A 16,559-nucleotide genomic window follows, 5' to 3' on the forward strand; every position below is an offset into this window, starting at 1 on the left:
GCATGAAAGCGAGTGAACTCCGCGCGAAGAGCGCCGGTGAATTGAATCAAGAATTGCTTGAACTGCTGAAAGCGCAGTTTTCGTTGCGCATGCAACTTGCGACCCAGCAGCTCGGCAATACGAGCCAACTCGGGAAAGTGCGCCGCGACATCGCGCGCGTCCGTACTCTCCTGCGGGAAAAGGCGGTGCAGAAATGACCGAACAGATCGAAAAGGTTAGGCGCGCGCTTGTTGGACGTGTGGTCAGCGACAAGATGCAGAACACGGTGACCGTTCTCGTTGAACGTCGTGTGAAGCACGAGCTCTACGGCAAGGTGATTACGCGGTCCGCGAAATATCACGCGCACGTCGAAGACGGTGGTGCTGCAGCTGGCGATCTGGTTGAAATCGAGGAATGCCGTCCGATTTCAAAGACCAAGTCGTGGCGTGTGGCCAAGGTGCTCGAGAAGGCTCGGGTCATCTGAGCGTAATGTAGGTCTTCGGACAGCTTGGCAATACAACGCCAAGCTGTTATAGTTTTTATCTTTGCTTTTCGCTCTTCGGGGCTTTCTACCCGTACGGGTTCCAAGACTGACCGCTGTAGCGGGGCAAGTTGGAGATAAATTCATGATTCAAATGCAGTCCAGGCTGGACGTTGCCGACAATACCGGCGCACGTTCAGTGATGTGCATCAAGGTTCTTGGTGGTTCCAAGCGCCGCTACGCGAGTATCGGCGACATCATCAAGGTCACCATCAAGGATGCGGCGCCCCGTGGGCGTGTAAAAAAGGGCGATATCTACAGCGCCGTCGTTGTGCGCACCGCAAAGGGCGTGCGTCGTCCCGACGGTTCGCTCGTCAAGTTCGATGGCAATGCCGCAGTGCTGCTCAACAACAAGCTCGAGCCGATCGGCACGCGCATCTTCGGACCGGTGACGCGCGAGCTGCGCACCGAGCGGTTCATGAAGATTGTTTCGCTGGCGCCTGAAGTGCTCTAAGGGGGGCGTGAGATGAACAAGATCCGCAAGGGTGATGAAGTGGTGGTTCTGGCCGGCAAGGATCGCGGCCGGCGCGGCGTCGTGCTGGGTCGCGTCGATGACGAGCGGCTGGTTGTCGAAGGCGTGAATCGGGTCAAGAAGCACGTGCGTCCGAACCCGCTCAAGGGTGAAGTGGGCGGCATCGTCGAGAAAGAGATGCCTCTGCATATTTCCAACGTCGCATTGTTCAATCCCGCGGCCCAGAAGGGCGATCGCGTGGGAATCCGGGTGCTTGAGGATGGTCGCAAGGTGCGCTTCTTCAAGTCGAATGGCGAACTGGTGGACGCGTAAGGAGTGGCAATGGCGCGCTTGCAGGAATTTTACAAAGAAACGGTGGCTCCGGACTTGCTCAAGCAGTTCGGATACAAATCCGTGATGGAAGTGCCTCGTATCACCAAGATCACCTTGAACATGGGTGTCGGTGAGGCTGTCGGCGACAAGAAGATTCTCGAACATGCGGTTGGCGACATGGTCAAGATTGCCGGGCAGAAGCCGGTGGTGACGAAAGCTCGCAAATCGATTGCAGGGTTCAAGATTCGTGACGGCTACCCGATCGGCTGCATGGTGACGTTGCGTGGCGCAAAGATGTTCGAGTTCCTCGATCGCCTGGTGACGGTAGCGATGCCGCGGATCCGCGACTTTCGCGGCATTGGTGGCAAGGGTTTCGACGGTCGTGGCAACTACAACCTCGGCGTCAAGGAACAGATCATTTTTCCCGAAATCGAGTACGACAAGATCGATGCCCTTCGGGGAATGAACATCAGCATCACGACGACCGCCAAGAGCGATCAGGAAGCTCGGGCCCTGCTCGTCGCGTTCAAGTTCCCGTTCAAGAATTGAGGATGTTATGGCGAAACTGTCCCTGATCAATCGAGAAGAGAAGCGCCGCAAGACGGTCGAGAAATTTGCCGCCAAGCGGACCGCGCTGATCGCTCAGATCAACGATTTCAAGCTGCCGGAAGAGGAGCGCATGGCTGCTCGTCTGAAGCTGCAGCAGTTGCCGCGTAATGCAAGTCCGGTTCGGGAGCGTAATCGCTGTGCCTTGACCGGGCGTCCGCGCGGTGTGTTCCGCAAGTTCGGCTTGTGCCGTAACAAGCTGCGCGACCTGGCGTTCCGCGGCGAGGTGCCCGGCATGACCAAGGCGAGCTGGTAAGGAGATTATCGTATGAGTATGTCCGATCCTATCGCCGACATGCTGACCCGTATCCGTAACGGTCAGCAGGCTCAGAAAGTGAGCGTGTCGATGCCTTGCTCGAAGCTGAAGGTCGCGATCGCGAAAGTCCTGCAGGACGAAGGCTATATCGACGGCTATTCCATTCGCGAAGCGGGTGGCAAGCCGGAACTGGATGTTGCGCTCAAATACTACGCTGGCCGTCCGGTCATCGAGCGGATCGAGCGCGTCAGCCGCCCCGGTCTGCGCGTGTACAAGGGCAGCGGCGATCTTCCCCGTGTCATGAACGGACTGGGTGTCGCGATCGTGTCGACGCCGCGTGGCGTCATGACGGACCGTGCGGCGCGAGCCGGCCGGGTCGGCGGCGAAGTCATTTGTTACGTCGCATAAGGGGGGATCATGTCTCGTGTAGCTAAGAATCCGGTGGCAATCCCCCAGGGCGTCGAGGTCACGATCGGGGCCGATGAAGTTTCCGTCAAGGGACCGCTGGGTGTCGTGAAACAGTACATCGGCAACGCGGTGACGCTCGAGCGCGACGGTGATGCGCTGCTGTGCAAGGCGCGCGAAGGTGTCGCAAACAGCCGGGCGATGTCCGGCACGGTGCGCGCCCTCGTCAACAACATGGTCACCGGGGTGACGAAAGGCTTCGAGCGCAAGCTCACGCTCGTCGGCGTCGGCTATCGGGCCCAGGCACAGGGCGACAAGCTCAACCTGACGCTCGGTTTCTCTCACCCGGTGGTGCATCAGATGCCAGCCGGCGTGAAGGTGGAAACTCCGACTCAGACCGAGATCGTCATCAAGGGCATCGACAAGCAGCAGGTCGGTCAGGTCGCAGCCGAGGTGCGTGCATACCGCGAACCCGAGCCGTACAAGGGCAAGGGCGTCCGTTATTCGGACGAAGTGGTTGTGCTTAAGGAAACCAAGAAGAAGTAAGGGCGGTTCGTCATGAACAAGAAAGAAGTTCGTCTGCGTCGTGCTCGTAAAACCCGAGCCAAAATCGCGGAGCTGAAGTCGGTGCGCCTAACCGTGTTCCGTACCAACTCCCATATCTACGCCCAAGTCATTGACGGTAGCGGTTCGCGGGTGTTGGCGGCGGCATCGACCGTCGAGGCCGACGTGCGCTCGCAACTGGCAAACGGCGGCAACAAGCAGGCCGCGCAAGTCGTCGGCAAGCTCATCGCCGAGCGGGCGAAGGCCGCCGGAATCGAAGCGGTGGCGTTCGACCGTGCCGGCTTCCAGTATCACGGTCGCGTCAAGGCGCTGGCCGAGGCCGCCCGCGAAGGCGGACTCAAGTTCTAAGCGAGGTTTCGAATGGCTAAGCAACAAAGCAAGCGACCGCAAGCGGCGGATGAGCGCGACGACGGCCTGCGGGAGAAAATGGTCGCGATCAATCGCGTGACCAAGGTTGTCAAGGGCGGCCGCATCCTCGGTTTTGCGGCGCTTACGGTTGTCGGTGATGGTGACGGCGGCGTCGGAATGGGCAAGGGCAAGTCGCGCGAAGTTCCTGTGGCTGTGCAGAAGGCGATGGACGAAGCGCGTCGCAAGCTCAAGAAGATTTCGCTCAAGAACGGCACGTTGCAGCACTCGGTTGTTGGCAAGCACGGCGCGGCCTCCGTACTGATGCAGCCGGCTCCGAGCGGCACCGGCATCATCGCTGGCGGTCCGATGCGGGCGGTGTTCGAAGTGATGGGCGTAACCGACGTGACCTGCAAGTGCCTCGGCTCCGCCAACCCTTACAACGTCGTGCGTGCGACGCTCAACGGTCTTCTGGCGATCAACACGCCGGCCGAGATCGCTGCCAAGCGTGGCAAGTCGGTCGAAGAGATTCTGGGGTAAGCGATGTCCGAGAAAACGATCAAGGTCACGCTCGTGAAGAGCGTGATCGGCACCAAGCAGTCGCACCGTGCAACCGTTCGCGGTCTCGGCCTGCGGCGCATGAACCACTGTGTCGAACTGCAGGACACGCCTGAAGTTCGCGGCATGGTGAACAAGGTGTCGTACCTGGTGAAGTGTGAGGGTTGATATGCGACTCAATACGATAAAGCCCGGCGCCGGCTCGAAATCGGCGGCGAAGCGCGTGGGCCGCGGCATTGGCAGCGGCTTGGGCAAGACCTGCGGGCGCGGTCACAAGGGCCAGAAGTCTCGTGCCGGTGGTTTCCATAAAGTCGGTTTCGAGGGCGGGCAGATGCCGCTGCAGCGCCGGCTTCCGAAGCGCGGCTTCGTGTCGCTGACGGCCGCGCGCAAGGTCGAGGTACGCCTGTCGGAACTCGACAAACTGCCCGTCGACGACATCGATCTGCTGGTGCTGATGCAGGCCGGCGTCGTTCCTGCCGATGCGCTGTCCGCAAAAATCGTGCTGTCGGGGACGATCGGACGCAAGATCACGCTGCGCGGCATCGGCGCGACCAAAGGCGCGCTGGCGGCGATCGAGGCTGCCGGCGGCTCGGTAGCGACCGCGTAACCAAGGGAAAGCGAAGTGGCCAATCCTGCTGCCACGCTGGGGACGTCCGGGCGTTTCGGGGATCTGAAACGCCGTGTCCTGTTCCTGCTCGGTGCACTCATCGTGTACCGGATCGGCGCGCACATTCCCGTTCCCGGTATCGACCCGGCGCGACTGTCCGAGCTTTTCCAATCGCAGGCGGGCGGCATCCTCGGCGTATTCAACCTGTTTTCCGGTGGTGCGCTGTCACGGTTCACGATTTTCGCGCTCGGCATCATGCCGTATATCTCGGCGTCGATCATCATGCAGCTGATGACGGTCGCGGTGCCGCAGATGGAAGCGCTGAAGAAAGAGGGTGAGGCAGGGCGGCGCAAGATCACACAATACACGCGCTACGGGACGGTCGCGCTGTCTCTCGCGCAATCGCTGGGCATTGCGATCGCGCTCGAGAGCCAGCCCGGACTCGTGCTCGATCCGGGGCTCACGTTCCGTTTCGTGACCGTCGCGACGCTGGTTACGGGCACGATGTTCCTGATGTGGCTGGGCGAACAGATCACCGAACGCGGCATCGGCAATGGCATTTCGCTGATCATTTTCGGTGGTATCGCGGCAGGCTTGCCGAGCGCCATCGGCGGGCTGTTCGAGCTGGTGCGCACCGGAGCGATGCATCCTTTCACGGCATTGCTGATCTGTGTACTCGTGGTGCTGGTGACCGGCTTTGTCGTGTTCGTCGAACGCGGTCAGCGCAAGATCTTGGTGAATTACGCAAAACGCCAGGTCGGGAACAAGATCTATGGAGGGCAGAGTTCGCATTTGCCATTGAAGCTCAACATGGCAGGGGTCATACCGCCGATTTTTGCTTCGAGCATCATCTTGTTTCCTGCGACGCTGGGGCAATGGTTCGGCGCCACCGAAGGCATGGGCTGGCTTCGCGATATCTCCTCGACGCTGGCGCCAGGACAGCCGATCTACGTGATGCTTTATGCGGCAGCCATCATGTTTTTCTGTTTCTTCTACACGGCGCTGGTGTTCAATGCCCGGGAGACGGCGGACAACCTGAAGAAGAGCGGTGCTTTCGTTCCGGGGATTCGGCCCGGCGATCAGACCTCGCGCTATATCGACAAGATTCTTACGCGGCTGACCCTCGTGGGAGCGGTGTACATCACTCTGGTGTGCCTGCTGCCCGAGTTTCTGATCCTTCGATGGAATGTTCCGTTCTACTTCGGCGGGACGTCGCTGCTGATCATCGTCGTCGTGACGATGGATTTCATGACGCAGGTACAGGCTTACGTGATGTCCCATCAATATGAGAGTTTGCTGAAGAAGGCGAACTTCAAGGGTGCGGGCCTTCCCACCAGGTAAGTCATGGCGAGGGGGGCGTAATCGAGATGCAGGGCGAGGTGACCGAGAACCTGCCCAACGCAATGTTCCGTGTCCGGCTCGAAAACGGACACGTGGTTCTCGGATACATCTGAGGAAGAATGCGGATGCACTACATCCGCATTCTTCCTGGCGGCAAGGTCACTGTGCAACTGACGCCCTACGACCTGACGAAGGCCCGGATTGTTTTCCGGACCAGGTAATCAAGAAACTGGAGTAACAAAATGAGAGTTCAGGCTTCGGTAAAGCGGCTTTGCCGCAACTGCAAAATCGTGCGTCGTAAAGGCGTGGTTCGCGTGATCTGCACCGACCCGCGTCACAAGCAGCGTCAGGGTTGATTCTCTGACGTTCACGTATTATTATTTAATGTTTCGCTTTTTGGGGTAATCGAATGGCCCGTATTGCTGGGGTAAACATTCCCAACCACAAGCATGCCGAGATCGCGCTGACCGCCATCTATGGAATTGGCCGTTCGCGTGCTCAGAAGATTTGCGATGCTGCCAACGTCGTGCGTTCCGTCAAGATGAAGGATCTCACCGAGTCCGACATGGAACGGTTGCGTGACGAAGTGGCGAAATTCATTGTCGAGGGTGATCTTCGTCGTGAGACGACGATGAACATCAAGCGACTGATGGATCTTGGTTGCTACCGTGGTGTTCGTCATCGTCGCGGCCTGCCGCTTCGTGGCCAGCGCACCCGCACCAATGCGCGTACCCGGAAAGGGCCGCGCAAGGCAATCGCCGGCAAGAAGTGATAGGAATAGATAATGGCTAAAACTGCTGCGAAAGTTCGCAAGAAGGTCAAGAAGAACGTCGCCGAGGGTATCGCCCACGTGCACGCGAGCTTCAACAACACGATCATCACTATCACCGACCGTCAGGGCAATGCGCTGTCCTGGGCGACCTCTGGTGGTGCCGGCTTCAAGGGCTCGCGGAAGAGCACCCCGTTTGCCGCCCAGGTCGCGGCCGAAGCTGCCGGCAAAGCTGCACAGGAATGTGGCGTCAAGAACCTGGAAGTTCGCATCAAGGGCCCGGGGCCCGGGCGCGAATCTGCTGTCCGCGCGCTCAATGCGCTGGGCATGAAGATCTCCAGCATTACCGACATCACGCCGATCCCGCATAACGGCTGCCGTCCGCCGAAAAAGCGCCGCATCTGACAAGGAGTTGAAACGTGGCTCGTAATCTGGATCCCAAGTGCCGTCAGTGCCGTCGCGAGGGCGAAAAGCTGTTTCTGAAGGCCGAGAAGTGCTTCACCGATAAATGTGCCATCGAGCGCCGTGCGTATGCGCCCGGCCAGCACGGCCAGCGTTCCGGCCAACGGATGTCCGGCTACGGCGTGCAGTTGCGCGAAAAGCAGAAGATCCGTCGCCTGTACGGCGTGCTCGAAGCGCAGTTCCGCAAAGTCTACGCCGAGGCCGAGCGCCGTCGTGGCCAGACCGGCGAGAACCTGCTGCAACTGCTCGAAGGGCGCCTGGACTCGGTCGTCTATCGCATGGGCTTTGGCGGTTCGCGTGCCGAATCGCGCCAGCTCGTGCGGCACAACGGCATCCTCGTGAACGGCAAGCGGGTGAACATCCCGTCGTACGTCGTTCGTCCGGGCGATGTCGTCGAACTCACCGAAGGATCGCGCGCTCAGCTGCGCGTCAAGGCCGCGCTCGAGGCAGCTGCTTCCCGTGGTTTCCCCGAATGGCTGGATGTCGATGCAAAGGCTGGCAAGGGCACCTTCAAGGCATATCCGCAGCGCGCTGAACTGCCGCCGACGATCAATGAAGGCCTGGTCGTCGAACTGTATTCCCGCTAACGGGTTCGCCTGAAGAATCAAAGATCCGAGGAACTGCTGATGCAAAGCAATTCGCTGCTGAAACCCCGCATCATCGACGTCCAGAGTGTGTCGCCGGTCCAGGCCCGCGTCACGATGGAGCCGTTCGAACGCGGTTTCGGCCATACCCTGGGGAATGCGCTGCGGCGCATTCTCCTGTCCTCGTTGCCGGGCTATGCGCCGACCGAAGTGTCCATCGAAGGCGTGCTGCATGAGTATTCGACTCTTGACGGCGTGCGCGAGGATATCGTCGATCTGCTGTTGAACCTCAAGGGCGTGGTGCTCAAGCTCCATAGCCGCAGCGAGGCGACCCTGCGCCTGGCGAAGTCTGGCGATGGTGTGGTCACCGCTCGCGACATCGAGGTTGGGCACGACGTGGAAATCATCAACCCGGATCATGTGATTGCGCACCTCGCGCCGGGGGGAAAGCTCGACATGCAGATCAAGGTCGAGGAAGGCCGCGGTTACGTGCCGGGCAACGTTCGTCCGGCTGCCGGCGACACCAAAACCATCGGCCGCGTCGTGCTCGACGCGTCCTTCAGCCCGGTGCGACGCGTGAGCTACCTGGTCGAGAGCGCCCGGGTGGAACAGCGGACCGACCTCGACCGGCTGGTGATCGACATCGAAACGAACGGCGCAGTGGATCCCGAGGAGGCCATCCGCTACGCGGCGCGCGTCCTCATGGATCAGCTGTCGGTGTTTGCCGATCTCGAAGGCACGGCGCCGGTCGTCGAACAGTCGGCGGCGCAGACGATCGACCCGGTGCTGCTGCGCCCGGTGGATGATCTGGAGTTGACGGTTCGGTCGGCCAACTGCCTGAAGGCGGAGAACATTTACTACATCGGCGACCTGATCCAGCGCACTGAGACGGAGTTGCTGAAGACTCCGAATCTGGGCCGCAAGTCGTTGAATGAAATCAAGGAAGTGTTGGCCTCCCGTGGGCTGACTCTCGGGATGAAACTGGAAAACTGGCCGCCGGCCGGGCTCGAAAAGCTCGGTTGAGGCGCGTCAGTGGAGTGAGGAAGAAAAATGCGTCACCGCAACGGTCTTCGCAAACTTAACCGTACCAGCAGCCACCGCCAGGCGATGTTTCGCAACATGGCCAATTCGCTGCTGCGTCACGAAGTCATCAAGACGACTCTGCCCAAGGCCAAGGAATTGCGCCGCGTGGTCGAGCCGCTGATCACCCTCGGCAAAAAGCCGAGCCTGTCGAATCGGCGTCTGGCATTCAACCGGATGCGCGACCGCGAGATGGTGGTCAAGCTGTTCGACGTGCTGGGTCCGCGTTTTGCCGAGCGTAATGGCGGCTATCTGCGCATCCTGAAGTTCGGTTTCCGCGACGGCGACAATGCGCCGATGGCGTTGATCGAACTGCTCGACCGGCCGGCTGAAGGCGAGGAAGGGGCGAATGTGAGCGAGGCGGCTGCGGCCTGAGTCGGGTCGCCGTAACGTTTTGCAGGTGAATGGGCCGGGAAACCGGCCCATTTTTTTGCCTCGGCCCCCATTCCTTGGCTCAGCAGCGAACAGCGCCGTTCGGATCCCCGTGCACCGGGCTGCGGAGGTGTCGCGATCGATCCGGGTCGGTCAGGAACCGCTCGGCAACGGCTCATCTCGGGATGGCGGAAGACAAGACAGGAGAAGGCGATGGGCTTGGTGCTGGTGACCGGCGGGGCTGGATATATCGGCTCCCATACTTGCGTGGAATTGCTGCAGAGCGGCCATGACGTCGTGGTCGTCGACAACCTGTGCAACAGCAAGTCCGAGGCGCTCGCGAGGGTCGAGCAGATCGCCGGGCGCAAGCTTGCGGGTTTCCACGAGATCGATGTCCGCGAACCCGGTGGTCTGAGGGCCATTTTCGGCGCTTATCGGGTTGATGCGGTGATCCACTTCGCCGCTCTGAAAGCGGTCGGGGAATCGGTGCGCGAGCCGCTGGAGTACTACGACAACAACATCGGCGGGACGATCGCGTTGACGCGGGCGATGGCGGAAGCCGGCGTGCGCCGGCTCGTGTTCAGTTCCTCGGCGACAGTGTACGGCGATCCGCAAAGCGTGCCGATCGCGGAAAACGCCCCCGCTGCGCCGACCAACCCGTACGGCCGGACAAAGTGGATGACCGAGCAGGTCCTGTCGGACGTTGCCGCGGCCGATCCGCGCTGGCAGGTGGTGCTGCTCCGCTACTTCAACCCGGTCGGCGCCCATCGGAGCGGTCGAATCGGGGAAGATCCCAACGGAATACCGAACAACCTGATGCCCTATATCAGCCAGGTCGCGGTGGGACGCCTGCCGCTGCTGCAGGTATTCGGCGGCGATTATGCGACGCCGGACGGGACAGGCGTTCGCGACTACATCCACGTCGTGGACCTCGCGCGCGGCCACGTGCAGGCGGTCGAACGCATCGAAGGGCTGCCGGGCGTGACGTGCCTGAATCTCGGGACGGGGCGGGGATACAGCGTGCTCGAAGTCATTCGCAGCTTCGAGGCTGCGTCCGGTCGCCCGGTCCCGTACCGCATCGTCGACCGCCGTCCTGGCGACATCGCCGCCTGCTGGGCGGATGCCGGCCGGGCGGAAAAGATGCTGGGTTGGAGTCCGGAGCACGACCTCGAGGCGATGTGCCGGGATGCCTGGCACTGGCAGACGAGCAATCCGGATGGCTATCCGGGCTGACGGCAACGGGGTGGGGGCGATGCACAAGGTGCGACTTGGCGGCAGAACTGGTCGCCTGTGGCGATCTGCGACGCAATCACCCCGATCGTGTCACGAACTGGATTGGGCTGCCATCCTCGCCGAGGCCGGTCGCGCCTCGTCCCGCGCCATCGCGTTCTTCAGGTAGTGGCCGGTGTGGCTTGCCGGGTGGGCGGCGATAGCTTCCGGGGGCCCGCTGCAAAGGATTTCACCGCCACGCCCGCCTCCTTCCGGGCCGAGGTCGATCAGCCAGTCGGCGGTCTTGATGACGTCGAGGTTGTGCTCGATGACGACGATGGTGTTGCCATGGTCGCGCAGGCGATGCAGCACGCCGAGCAGCAGTTCGATGTCGCGAAAGTGCAGGCCGGTCGTGGGCTCGTCGAGGATGTATAGGGTACGGCCGGTGTCGCGTTTCGACAGTTCGAGCGCCAGCTTGACCCGCTGCGCTTCCCCGCCGGAAAGCGTCGTCGCGCTCTGGCCGAGGCGAATGTAGCCGAGGCCGACGTCCACGAGCGTTTCGAGTTTGCGCGCGACGGCCGGAACGGCGCGGAAGAACTCCAGCGCGTTTTCGACCGTCATGTCGAGCACCTCGAAGACCGTCTTGCCCTTGTAGCGGATCTCCAGCGTTTCACGGTTGTAGCGCTTGCCGTGGCAGACGTCGCACGGCACGTACATGTCGGGCAGGAAGTGCATCTCGACCTTGATCAGCCCGTCACCCTGGCAGGCTTCGCAGCGCCCGCCCTTGACGTTGAACGAGAAGCGCCCCGGGCCGTAGCCGCGCGCGCGCGCCTCGGGCACGCCGGCAAAAAGTTCGCGCACGGGGGTCAGCAGGCCCGTGTATGTCGCCGGATTCGAGCGCGGCGTTCGGCCGATCGGCGACTGGTCGACGTTGATGACCTTGTCGAAGAACTCCAGCCCGTCAACTGACGTATAGGGGGCGGGCTCGGCGTTCGATCCGTAAAGATGCTTCGCCGCGATCGCATACAGCGTGTCGTTGATCAGCGTCGATTTGCCCGAGCCTGAAACGCCCGTCACGCACGTGAGCAGGCCGACCGGCAGCTCCAGGACGACATCCTTGAGGTTGTTCCCGCTGCAGCCGCGAAGTCTGAGCATGCGTTCCAGATCGGGGGCGGTGCGCCGTCGCGGGCTCGGGATGGCAAGGCGTCCCGCGAGATACGCGCCGGTCAGCGACGTCTCGCTGGCGATGATTTCCGCCGGCGTGCCGCGGGCGACGATCTCGCCGCCGTGCACGCCGGCGCCCGGGCCCATGTCGACGACGTAGTCCGCCGACCGGATCGCGTCCTCGTCATGCTCGACGACGATCACCGTGTTGCCGAGGTCGCGAAGCTGGCGCAGCGTGCCGAGCAGCCGGTCGTTGTCGCGCTGGTGCAGGCCGATCGACGGCTCGTCGAGCACGTACATGACGCCGGTCAGGCCCGAACCGATCTGGCTCGCGAGGCGGATGCGCTGGGCCTCGCCGCCCGACAGCGTGTCGGCCGAGCGGTCGAGCGACAGGTAGTCGAGCCCGACGTTGATCAGAAAGCTCAGGCGGTCCGAGATTTCCTTGACGATCTTGCCGGCGACGAGTCCGCGGTGGCCGCTCAGCGCGAGCCCGTCGAAAAAGCGCTTGCAGTCGCCGAGCGGCATCCGGCCCACGGCGTGGATCGGCTGCCCGCCGATCAGCACATTGCGGGCTTCAGTGCGCAGCCGCGTGCCGCCGCAGCTTGGGCACGGGTGCGTCGCGCGGTACTTGGCGAGTTCCTCGCGCACTGCCGTCGAGTCGGTTTCGCGATAGCGCCGCTCGAGGTTCGGGATGATGCCTTCGAACGGATGTTCCTTCGCGACCATGCGCCCGCTGTCGGAGAGATAGCGAAACGTGATCTTGCGCCGCCCGGAACCGTGCAGCACGACGTCGCGCACCTCTTCCGGCAACTCGCTGAACGGCGTATCGACGTCGAAATCGTAATGCGTCGCGAGGCTCGCAAGCATCTGGAAGTAGAACTGGTTGCGCCGGTCCCAGCCGCGGATCGCCCCGGCCGACAGCGACAGATCGGGATGCGCGACGACGCGGGCAGGATCGAAGAAATCGACCTGGCCCAGACCGTCGCACTTCGGGCACGCGCCGGCAGGATTATTGAACGAAAACAGGCGGGGTTCGAGTTCGGCGAGCGCATAGCTGCAGACCGGACACGCGAAGCGGGCGGAAAACAGGTGCTCGGTGCCGTTATCGATCTCGACCGCGATCGCGCGACCGTCGGCATGGGTCAGCGCCGTCTCGAAGGATTCGGCGATGCGCCCGCGCTGGTCGCCGCGCACCTTGAGCCGGTCGATGACCACCTCGACCGTGTGCCGCCGGCCTTTCTCGAGCGCGGGCAGGGCGTCGAGTTCGCTGACGGCGCCATCGACTCGCACGCGCACGAAGCCCTGCGCGCGCAGTTCGGCGAACAGGTCGTGCTGCTCGCCCTTGCGGTACGCGACGACCGGCGCGAGGATCATCAGCCGCGTGTCCTGCGGCAGCGCCAGCACGTGATCGACCATCTGCGAGACCGTCTGCGCCTCGAGCGCCTGGTCCGGGTGGTCCGGGCAGTGTGGCGTGCCGGCCCGCGCATACAGCAGGCGCAGGTAGTCGTGGATCTCGGTGACGGTGCCGACCGTCGAACGCGGATTGTGGCTGGTCGCCTTCTGCTCGATCGAGATCGCTGGCGAAAGCCCCTCGATCAGGTCGACGTCGGGCTTCTCCATCAACTGCAGGAACTGCCTCGCGTACGCCGACAGCGACTCGACGTAGCGGCGCTGGCCTTCGGCGTACAGCGTGTCGAACGCGAGCGAGGACTTGCCCGACCCCGACAGGCCGGTGATCACGGTCAGCCGGTTGCGCGGCAGGTCGAGGCTGATGTTCTTCAGATTATGGGTGCGGGCGCCGCGGATGCGGATTTCGTCCATGGGGCGGGGGAATTGCCGGAGGGGGAACGCGCCACTATACGAGAGAACACCGGTCGATCCAAACCGGATGACGGCGAATGCTAGAATCGCCGCTTTGATCCGCCGCCTCCCCCTAATGTCCCGATTCGAGCACGATTCCATGACCCCCGCGGAGAAGCGGGCCGGCATGAGCCTCGCGGCGATCTTCGCGCTGCGCATGCTCGGCCTGTTCCTGATCCTGCCGGTGTTCGCGGTTCATGCCCACGAGATTCCCGGCGGGGATGACCTGACGCTGGTCGGGCTGGCGATCGGCGCGTACGGGCTGACGCAGGCATTCCTGCAGATCGCCTACGGCGCCGCATCCGACCGCTTCGGGCGCAAGCCGGTAATCGTATTCGGCCTGCTGCTGTTCGTCATCGGCAGTGCCGTCGCCGCGCTGGCCGACAGCATCTACATCGTGATCGTCGGCCGGGTCCTGCAGGGCGCCGGCGCGATTTCCGCCGCAGTGACCGCGCTCGCCGCGGACCTCACGCGCGACCAGCACCGCACCAAGGTGATGGCGATGATCGGGTCGAGCATCGGCCTGGTGTTCGCGATTTCGATGGTCGCGGCGCCGCTGCTCTACACGATGGTCGGCATGAGCGGGATTTTCTGGTTGACCGCGGTACTGGCCTTCCTTGCGATCGGCGTCGTCATCTACGTCGTGCCGACGGTACCGGTCATTCCGCGCGCCGCCGGCGGCAGGCTCGTCGATGTCCTGCGCGACGGGCAGCTGATGCGGCTGAACGTCGGCGTGTTCGCGCTGCACCTGATCCAGACCGCGATGTGGGTGCTCGTGCCCGCCGCGATCGTCGCCGGCGGCGCATTGCCGCTGCCCGAGCACTGGAAGGTGTATCTTCCCGCAGTGCTGCTGTCGTTCGCGTTGATGGTGCCGGCGGTGATCGTCGCCGAGCGCCGCGGCATGATGAAGGTGATCTTCAATGCGGCGATCGCGCTGCTCGTCGTCGTGCAGGTCGGCCTGTATGCGTTCGGCGAGAGCCTGCTGGCGCTCGGCTTGTGGCTGACGCTGTTTTTCGTCGCCTTCAACGTGCTCGAGGCGGTCCTGCCGTCGTGGATATCGAGGATCGCGCCGCCCCATGCCCGGGGCTCCGCGCTCGGCGTCTACAACACGCTGCAATCCGTCGGCCTGTTTCTCGGCGGAATGGTCGGCGGCTGGATCGCGCAGAACTACGGACCGTCGGCCGTCAACCTGGCCTGCGGGTTGCTCGCGCTGGTCTGGCTGATGGTGGCGGCGACAATGAACTCACCTCCCCGCCGCGTCGTGGCGGCCCCGGCGGCACGTTAACCCCTACATGAGGAGAATCGCATGGCATCCCTGAACAAAGTGATCCTGATCGGCAATCTCGGCAAGGATCCCGAAACACGCTATGCCCCCAGCGGCGATGCGATCTGCAACATCACGGTGGCGACGAGCGAGACCTGGAAGGACAAGGCGACCGGCGAAAAGAAAGAGCAGACTGAATGGCACCGCGTCGTGTTCTTCGGCCGGCTCGCCGAGATCGCGGCGCAGTACCTGCGCAAGGGCAGCCAGATCTATGTCGAAGGCCGGCTGCAGACCCGCAAGTGGCAGGACAAGGAAGGGCAGGACCGCTACACGACCGAGATCCGTGGCGACGAGATGAAGATGCTCGGTTCGCGCCAGGGCGCGGGCGAAGCATCCGGCCGCCAGTACGACGCAGGCGGCTACGACGCGCCCGCCGCGTCGCGCCCGAGCCCGCAGCCGGCCGCGCCGGCGAAGGCTCCGACGAAGAGCGGCGGCGGCGGTGCCGGTTTCGGCGATTTCGACGACGACATTCCGTTCTGACGGGCTGCTTTGACGCGATGCCGACCGCCTGCAAGGGCGGTTTTTTCTTTCGCTCAGCCGCCCAGTGCCTGTCGCATGCGCGCGAGGGCTTTGCCGAGCAGTGCGCGTGTGCAGCCGAAATTCAGGCGCACGAACCCGGGCATCCCGAACGGTGCGCCGTCGGACAGCCCGACGCCGGCGGCTTCGAAGAACTTCGCCGGTTCTTCGAGCCCGGCGCCGCGGCAGTCGATCCACGCGAGGTAGGTCGCCTGCGGGCGGGCGGCCGTGAGCCCGGGCATCGTGTCGATCGCGGCCATCACGAGGTCGCGGTTGCCGCGCAGGTAGTCGAGCAGCGCCGTGCGCCACGGGTCACCGTCCCGGTAGGCCGCTTCGGCGGCGACCATCCCGAGGACGTTGGGGTGCGGCACGATGCCGCGCATCGCGTGACAAAAGCGCCGCCTCAGGCTGCTGTCGGAAATGACGGCGAAGGCACAGTACAGCGCCGGAATGTTCCACGTCTTCGACGGCGCCATCAGCGTGATCGTGCGTTGTGCGACCGACGCATCGAGCGCGGCGATCGGGAGGTGCGGGGCGTCGTCGTCGAGCACCAGGCCGCAGTGGATTTCGTCGGAACAGATCGTCAGGTCGTGCCGCTCGGCGAGGTCCGCGAGCCAGCGCAATTCATCCCGGTCGAACACGCGGCCGACCGGATTGTGCGGGTTGCACAGCATCAGCAGGCGGCTACGCGGTGTCAGCGCGGCTTCGAACGCGTCGCGATCCCAGTTCCAGCGGCCGTCGGCAAAGGCGAGCGGACGCGTCACGAGGCGACGATCGCTGTTGCCGGGCGCAGCGAGGAAAGGCGGATAGACGGGGGTCGCGGTCAGCACCTCGTCGCCGGCTTCGCCAGTGATGCGGCAGGCGAGATTGAAGCCGGTCACCACTCCGGGCAGCCACACCAGCCAGTCGGGTTCGATCCGCCACGCGTGGTCGCGCGCAATGCCTTCGATCACCGCTTCGGCCAGGCCGGGCCATGCGTCGGTGTAGCCGAAGACGCGGTGATCGAGGCGACGCCGGAGCGCTTCGACGACCGGCGGCGGCGCGGCGAAATCCATGTCGGCGACCCATAGCGGAAGGATGTCGCGGCCTTCATAGCGTCCCCATTTTTCGCCGGGAACGCGCCGCCGGTCTATCTCCGTGTCAAAGTCGAAAATCGGATTCATCGTCGTCAGTCCTGTTGCGATGCAATAAAAGCTTGCGGTTCGATGCCGGGTCTTTATCCCGTGCAGCGGA

General features: G+C 63.1%; 24 protein-coding genes and 1 pseudogene. 23 read left to right on the forward strand and 2 right to left on the reverse strand.

The features are described from left to right. Positions 1–2 precede the first annotated feature (2 nt). The 21 genes and pseudogenes from rpmC (at position 3) to galE (ending at position 10,486) form a co-directional block, all read left to right on the forward strand. Positions 3–197, forward strand: coding sequence for a 50S ribosomal protein L29 (rpmC, locus tag pbN1_RS11535; RefSeq protein WP_053420935.1), 195 nt, complete (start codon positions 3–5; stop codon positions 195–197). Next, positions 194–463 (forward strand): 30S ribosomal protein S17, encoded by a 270-nt coding sequence (gene rpsQ / locus pbN1_RS11540; protein WP_011237981.1) that lies wholly within the window; start codon positions 194–196, stop codon positions 461–463. Before rpmC ends, rpsQ begins: the two co-directional genes overlap by 4 nt. A 142-nt stretch (positions 464–605) precedes the next feature. After that, the gene (gene rplN, locus pbN1_RS11545; protein WP_053420937.1) at positions 606–974 is read left to right on the forward strand and encodes a 50S ribosomal protein L14; all 369 of its coding nucleotides are present in this window, start codon (positions 606–608) and stop codon (positions 972–974) included. Positions 975–986: 12 nt separating this feature from the next. Beyond that, positions 987–1,304, forward strand: a complete 318-nt coding sequence (rplX, locus tag pbN1_RS11550) for a 50S ribosomal protein L24 (protein WP_169118071.1) — start codon at positions 987–989, stop codon at positions 1,302–1,304. 9 nt (positions 1,305–1,313) lie between these two features. After that, positions 1,314–1,853: a 50S ribosomal protein L5 gene (gene rplE / locus pbN1_RS11555; protein WP_011237984.1), complete on the forward strand. Its 540-nt coding sequence runs from the start codon at positions 1,314–1,316 to the stop codon at positions 1,851–1,853. 7 nt (positions 1,854–1,860) lie between these two features. Beyond that, positions 1,861–2,166, forward strand: coding sequence for a 30S ribosomal protein S14 (gene rpsN, locus pbN1_RS11560; RefSeq protein WP_053420940.1), 306 nt, complete (start codon positions 1,861–1,863; stop codon positions 2,164–2,166). A 12-nt stretch (positions 2,167–2,178) separates the two neighbouring features. After that, complete coding sequence (gene rpsH / locus pbN1_RS11565) at positions 2,179–2,574, forward strand: 30S ribosomal protein S8 (protein WP_011237986.1); 396 nt, start codon at positions 2,179–2,181, stop codon at positions 2,572–2,574. Positions 2,575–2,583: 9 nt separating this feature from the next. Next, positions 2,584–3,117, forward strand: a complete 534-nt coding sequence (gene rplF / locus pbN1_RS11570; protein ID WP_169201688.1) for a 50S ribosomal protein L6 — start codon at positions 2,584–2,586, stop codon at positions 3,115–3,117. Between the two features lie 12 nt (positions 3,118–3,129). Next, positions 3,130–3,483: a 50S ribosomal protein L18 gene (rplR, locus tag pbN1_RS11575; protein WP_169201687.1), complete on the forward strand. Its 354-nt coding sequence runs from the start codon at positions 3,130–3,132 to the stop codon at positions 3,481–3,483. A gap of 12 nt (positions 3,484–3,495) precedes the next feature. Next, positions 3,496–4,020, forward strand: coding sequence for a 30S ribosomal protein S5 (gene rpsE / locus pbN1_RS11580; RefSeq protein ID WP_053420944.1), 525 nt, complete (start codon positions 3,496–3,498; stop codon positions 4,018–4,020). Positions 4,021–4,023: 3 nt separating this feature from the next. Then, a complete protein-coding gene (gene rpmD, locus pbN1_RS11585; protein WP_169118069.1) occupies positions 4,024–4,206 on the forward strand; it encodes a 50S ribosomal protein L30 in 183 nt (60 codons plus the stop codon). A gap of 1 nt (position 4,207) precedes the next feature. After that, a complete protein-coding gene (rplO, locus tag pbN1_RS11590; protein ID WP_169201686.1) occupies positions 4,208–4,645 on the forward strand; it encodes a 50S ribosomal protein L15 in 438 nt (145 codons plus the stop codon). Positions 4,646–4,660: 15 nt separating this feature from the next. Next, a complete protein-coding gene (gene secY, locus pbN1_RS11595) occupies positions 4,661–5,986 on the forward strand; it encodes a preprotein translocase subunit SecY (RefSeq protein ID WP_169118068.1) in 1,326 nt (441 codons plus the stop codon). A 26-nt stretch (positions 5,987–6,012) separates the two neighbouring features. Beyond that, positions 6,013–6,207 (forward strand): annotated as a pseudogene (infA, locus tag pbN1_RS11600) (translation initiation factor IF-1). A 21-nt stretch (positions 6,208–6,228) separates the two neighbouring features. Beyond that, positions 6,229–6,342 (forward strand): 50S ribosomal protein L36, encoded by a 114-nt coding sequence (gene rpmJ, locus pbN1_RS11605; protein ID WP_079432668.1) that lies wholly within the window; start codon positions 6,229–6,231, stop codon positions 6,340–6,342. A 53-nt stretch (positions 6,343–6,395) separates the two neighbouring features. Then, positions 6,396–6,758, forward strand: coding sequence for a 30S ribosomal protein S13 (gene rpsM / locus pbN1_RS11610; RefSeq protein WP_011237994.1), 363 nt, complete (start codon positions 6,396–6,398; stop codon positions 6,756–6,758). 12 nt (positions 6,759–6,770) lie between these two features. Continuing rightward, a complete protein-coding gene (gene rpsK / locus pbN1_RS11615; protein WP_011237995.1) occupies positions 6,771–7,160 on the forward strand; it encodes a 30S ribosomal protein S11 in 390 nt (129 codons plus the stop codon). A 14-nt stretch (positions 7,161–7,174) separates the two neighbouring features. After that, on the forward strand, positions 7,175–7,804 hold the full coding sequence (gene rpsD, locus pbN1_RS11620) for a 30S ribosomal protein S4 (RefSeq protein WP_169118067.1): 630 nt from the start codon (positions 7,175–7,177) through the stop codon (positions 7,802–7,804). Between the two features lie 39 nt (positions 7,805–7,843). Next, positions 7,844–8,824: a DNA-directed RNA polymerase subunit alpha gene (locus pbN1_RS11625; RefSeq protein ID WP_011237997.1), complete on the forward strand. Its 981-nt coding sequence runs from the start codon at positions 7,844–7,846 to the stop codon at positions 8,822–8,824. Positions 8,825–8,851: 27 nt separating this feature from the next. Beyond that, complete coding sequence (rplQ, locus tag pbN1_RS11630) at positions 8,852–9,256, forward strand: 50S ribosomal protein L17 (RefSeq protein WP_169118066.1); 405 nt, start codon at positions 8,852–8,854, stop codon at positions 9,254–9,256. A 210-nt stretch (positions 9,257–9,466) separates the two neighbouring features. Beyond that, entirely contained in the window at positions 9,467–10,486 is a 1,020-nt protein-coding gene (gene galE / locus pbN1_RS11635; RefSeq protein WP_169201685.1) for a UDP-glucose 4-epimerase GalE, read from the forward strand. A gap of 90 nt (positions 10,487–10,576) precedes the next feature. Here the strand turns inward: galE and uvrA are convergent, their stop codons facing one another. Beyond that, positions 10,577–13,447 carry an excinuclease ABC subunit UvrA gene (gene uvrA, locus pbN1_RS11640; RefSeq protein WP_169118064.1) on the reverse strand — a complete coding sequence of 957 codons (2,871 nt, stop codon included), beginning with the start codon at positions 13,445–13,447 and terminating at the stop codon, positions 10,577–10,579. Positions 13,448–13,586: 139 nt separating this feature from the next. Between uvrA and pbN1_RS11645 the strand changes: the two genes are divergently transcribed. Further along, a complete protein-coding gene (locus pbN1_RS11645; RefSeq protein ID WP_169118063.1) occupies positions 13,587–14,771 on the forward strand; it encodes an MFS transporter in 1,185 nt (394 codons plus the stop codon). 21 nt (positions 14,772–14,792) lie between these two features. After that, entirely contained in the window at positions 14,793–15,290 is a 498-nt protein-coding gene (gene ssb, locus pbN1_RS11650) for a single-stranded DNA-binding protein (RefSeq protein WP_169201684.1), read from the forward strand. 53 nt (positions 15,291–15,343) lie between these two features. Here ssb and pbN1_RS11655 read toward each other — a convergent pair whose 3' ends face one another. Then, entirely contained in the window at positions 15,344–16,489 is a 1,146-nt protein-coding gene (locus tag pbN1_RS11655; RefSeq protein WP_169201683.1) for a MalY/PatB family protein, read from the reverse strand. Positions 16,490–16,559 lie beyond the last annotated feature (70 nt).

This window comes from Aromatoleum bremense (assembly GCF_017894365.1).
Lineage (GTDB): Bacteria > Pseudomonadota > Gammaproteobacteria > Burkholderiales > Rhodocyclaceae > Aromatoleum > Aromatoleum bremense.

Excerpts from the sequence above, each read along its gene's own strand:
- rpmC (WP_053420935.1), top strand. The coding sequence starts at position 3 with ATGAAAGCGAGTGAACTCCGCGCGAAGAGCGCCGGTGAATTGAATCAA.
- rpsQ (WP_011237981.1), top strand. The coding sequence starts at position 194 with ATGACCGAACAGATCGAAAAGGTTAGGCGCGCGCTTGTTGGACGTGTG.
- rplN (WP_053420937.1), top strand. The coding sequence starts at position 606 with ATGATTCAAATGCAGTCCAGGCTGGACGTTGCCGACAATACCGGCGCA.
- rplX (WP_169118071.1), top strand. The coding sequence starts at position 987 with ATGAACAAGATCCGCAAGGGTGATGAAGTGGTGGTTCTGGCCGGCAAG.
- rplE (WP_011237984.1), top strand. The coding sequence starts at position 1,314 with ATGGCGCGCTTGCAGGAATTTTACAAAGAAACGGTGGCTCCGGACTTG.
- rpsN (WP_053420940.1), top strand. The coding sequence starts at position 1,861 with ATGGCGAAACTGTCCCTGATCAATCGAGAAGAGAAGCGCCGCAAGACG.
- rpsH (WP_011237986.1), top strand. The coding sequence starts at position 2,179 with ATGAGTATGTCCGATCCTATCGCCGACATGCTGACCCGTATCCGTAAC.
- rplF (WP_169201688.1), top strand. The coding sequence starts at position 2,584 with ATGTCTCGTGTAGCTAAGAATCCGGTGGCAATCCCCCAGGGCGTCGAG.
- rplR (WP_169201687.1), top strand. The coding sequence starts at position 3,130 with ATGAACAAGAAAGAAGTTCGTCTGCGTCGTGCTCGTAAAACCCGAGCC.
- rpsE (WP_053420944.1), top strand. The coding sequence starts at position 3,496 with ATGGCTAAGCAACAAAGCAAGCGACCGCAAGCGGCGGATGAGCGCGAC.
- rpmD (WP_169118069.1), top strand. The coding sequence starts at position 4,024 with ATGTCCGAGAAAACGATCAAGGTCACGCTCGTGAAGAGCGTGATCGGC.
- rplO (WP_169201686.1), top strand. The coding sequence starts at position 4,208 with ATGCGACTCAATACGATAAAGCCCGGCGCCGGCTCGAAATCGGCGGCG.
- rpmJ (WP_079432668.1), top strand. The coding sequence starts at position 6,229 with ATGAGAGTTCAGGCTTCGGTAAAGCGGCTTTGCCGCAACTGCAAAATC.
- rpsM (WP_011237994.1), top strand. The coding sequence starts at position 6,396 with ATGGCCCGTATTGCTGGGGTAAACATTCCCAACCACAAGCATGCCGAG.
- rpsK (WP_011237995.1), top strand. The coding sequence starts at position 6,771 with ATGGCTAAAACTGCTGCGAAAGTTCGCAAGAAGGTCAAGAAGAACGTC.
- pbN1_RS11625 (WP_011237997.1), top strand. The coding sequence starts at position 7,844 with ATGCAAAGCAATTCGCTGCTGAAACCCCGCATCATCGACGTCCAGAGT.
- rplQ (WP_169118066.1), top strand. The coding sequence starts at position 8,852 with ATGCGTCACCGCAACGGTCTTCGCAAACTTAACCGTACCAGCAGCCAC.
- galE (WP_169201685.1), top strand. The coding sequence starts at position 9,467 with ATGGGCTTGGTGCTGGTGACCGGCGGGGCTGGATATATCGGCTCCCAT.
- uvrA (WP_169118064.1), bottom strand. The coding sequence starts at position 13,447 with ATGGACGAAATCCGCATCCGCGGCGCCCGCACCCATAATCTGAAGAAC.
- pbN1_RS11645 (WP_169118063.1), top strand. The coding sequence starts at position 13,587 with ATGACCCCCGCGGAGAAGCGGGCCGGCATGAGCCTCGCGGCGATCTTC.
- ssb (WP_169201684.1), top strand. The coding sequence starts at position 14,793 with ATGGCATCCCTGAACAAAGTGATCCTGATCGGCAATCTCGGCAAGGAT.
- pbN1_RS11655 (WP_169201683.1), bottom strand. The coding sequence starts at position 16,489 with ATGAATCCGATTTTCGACTTTGACACGGAGATAGACCGGCGGCGCGTT.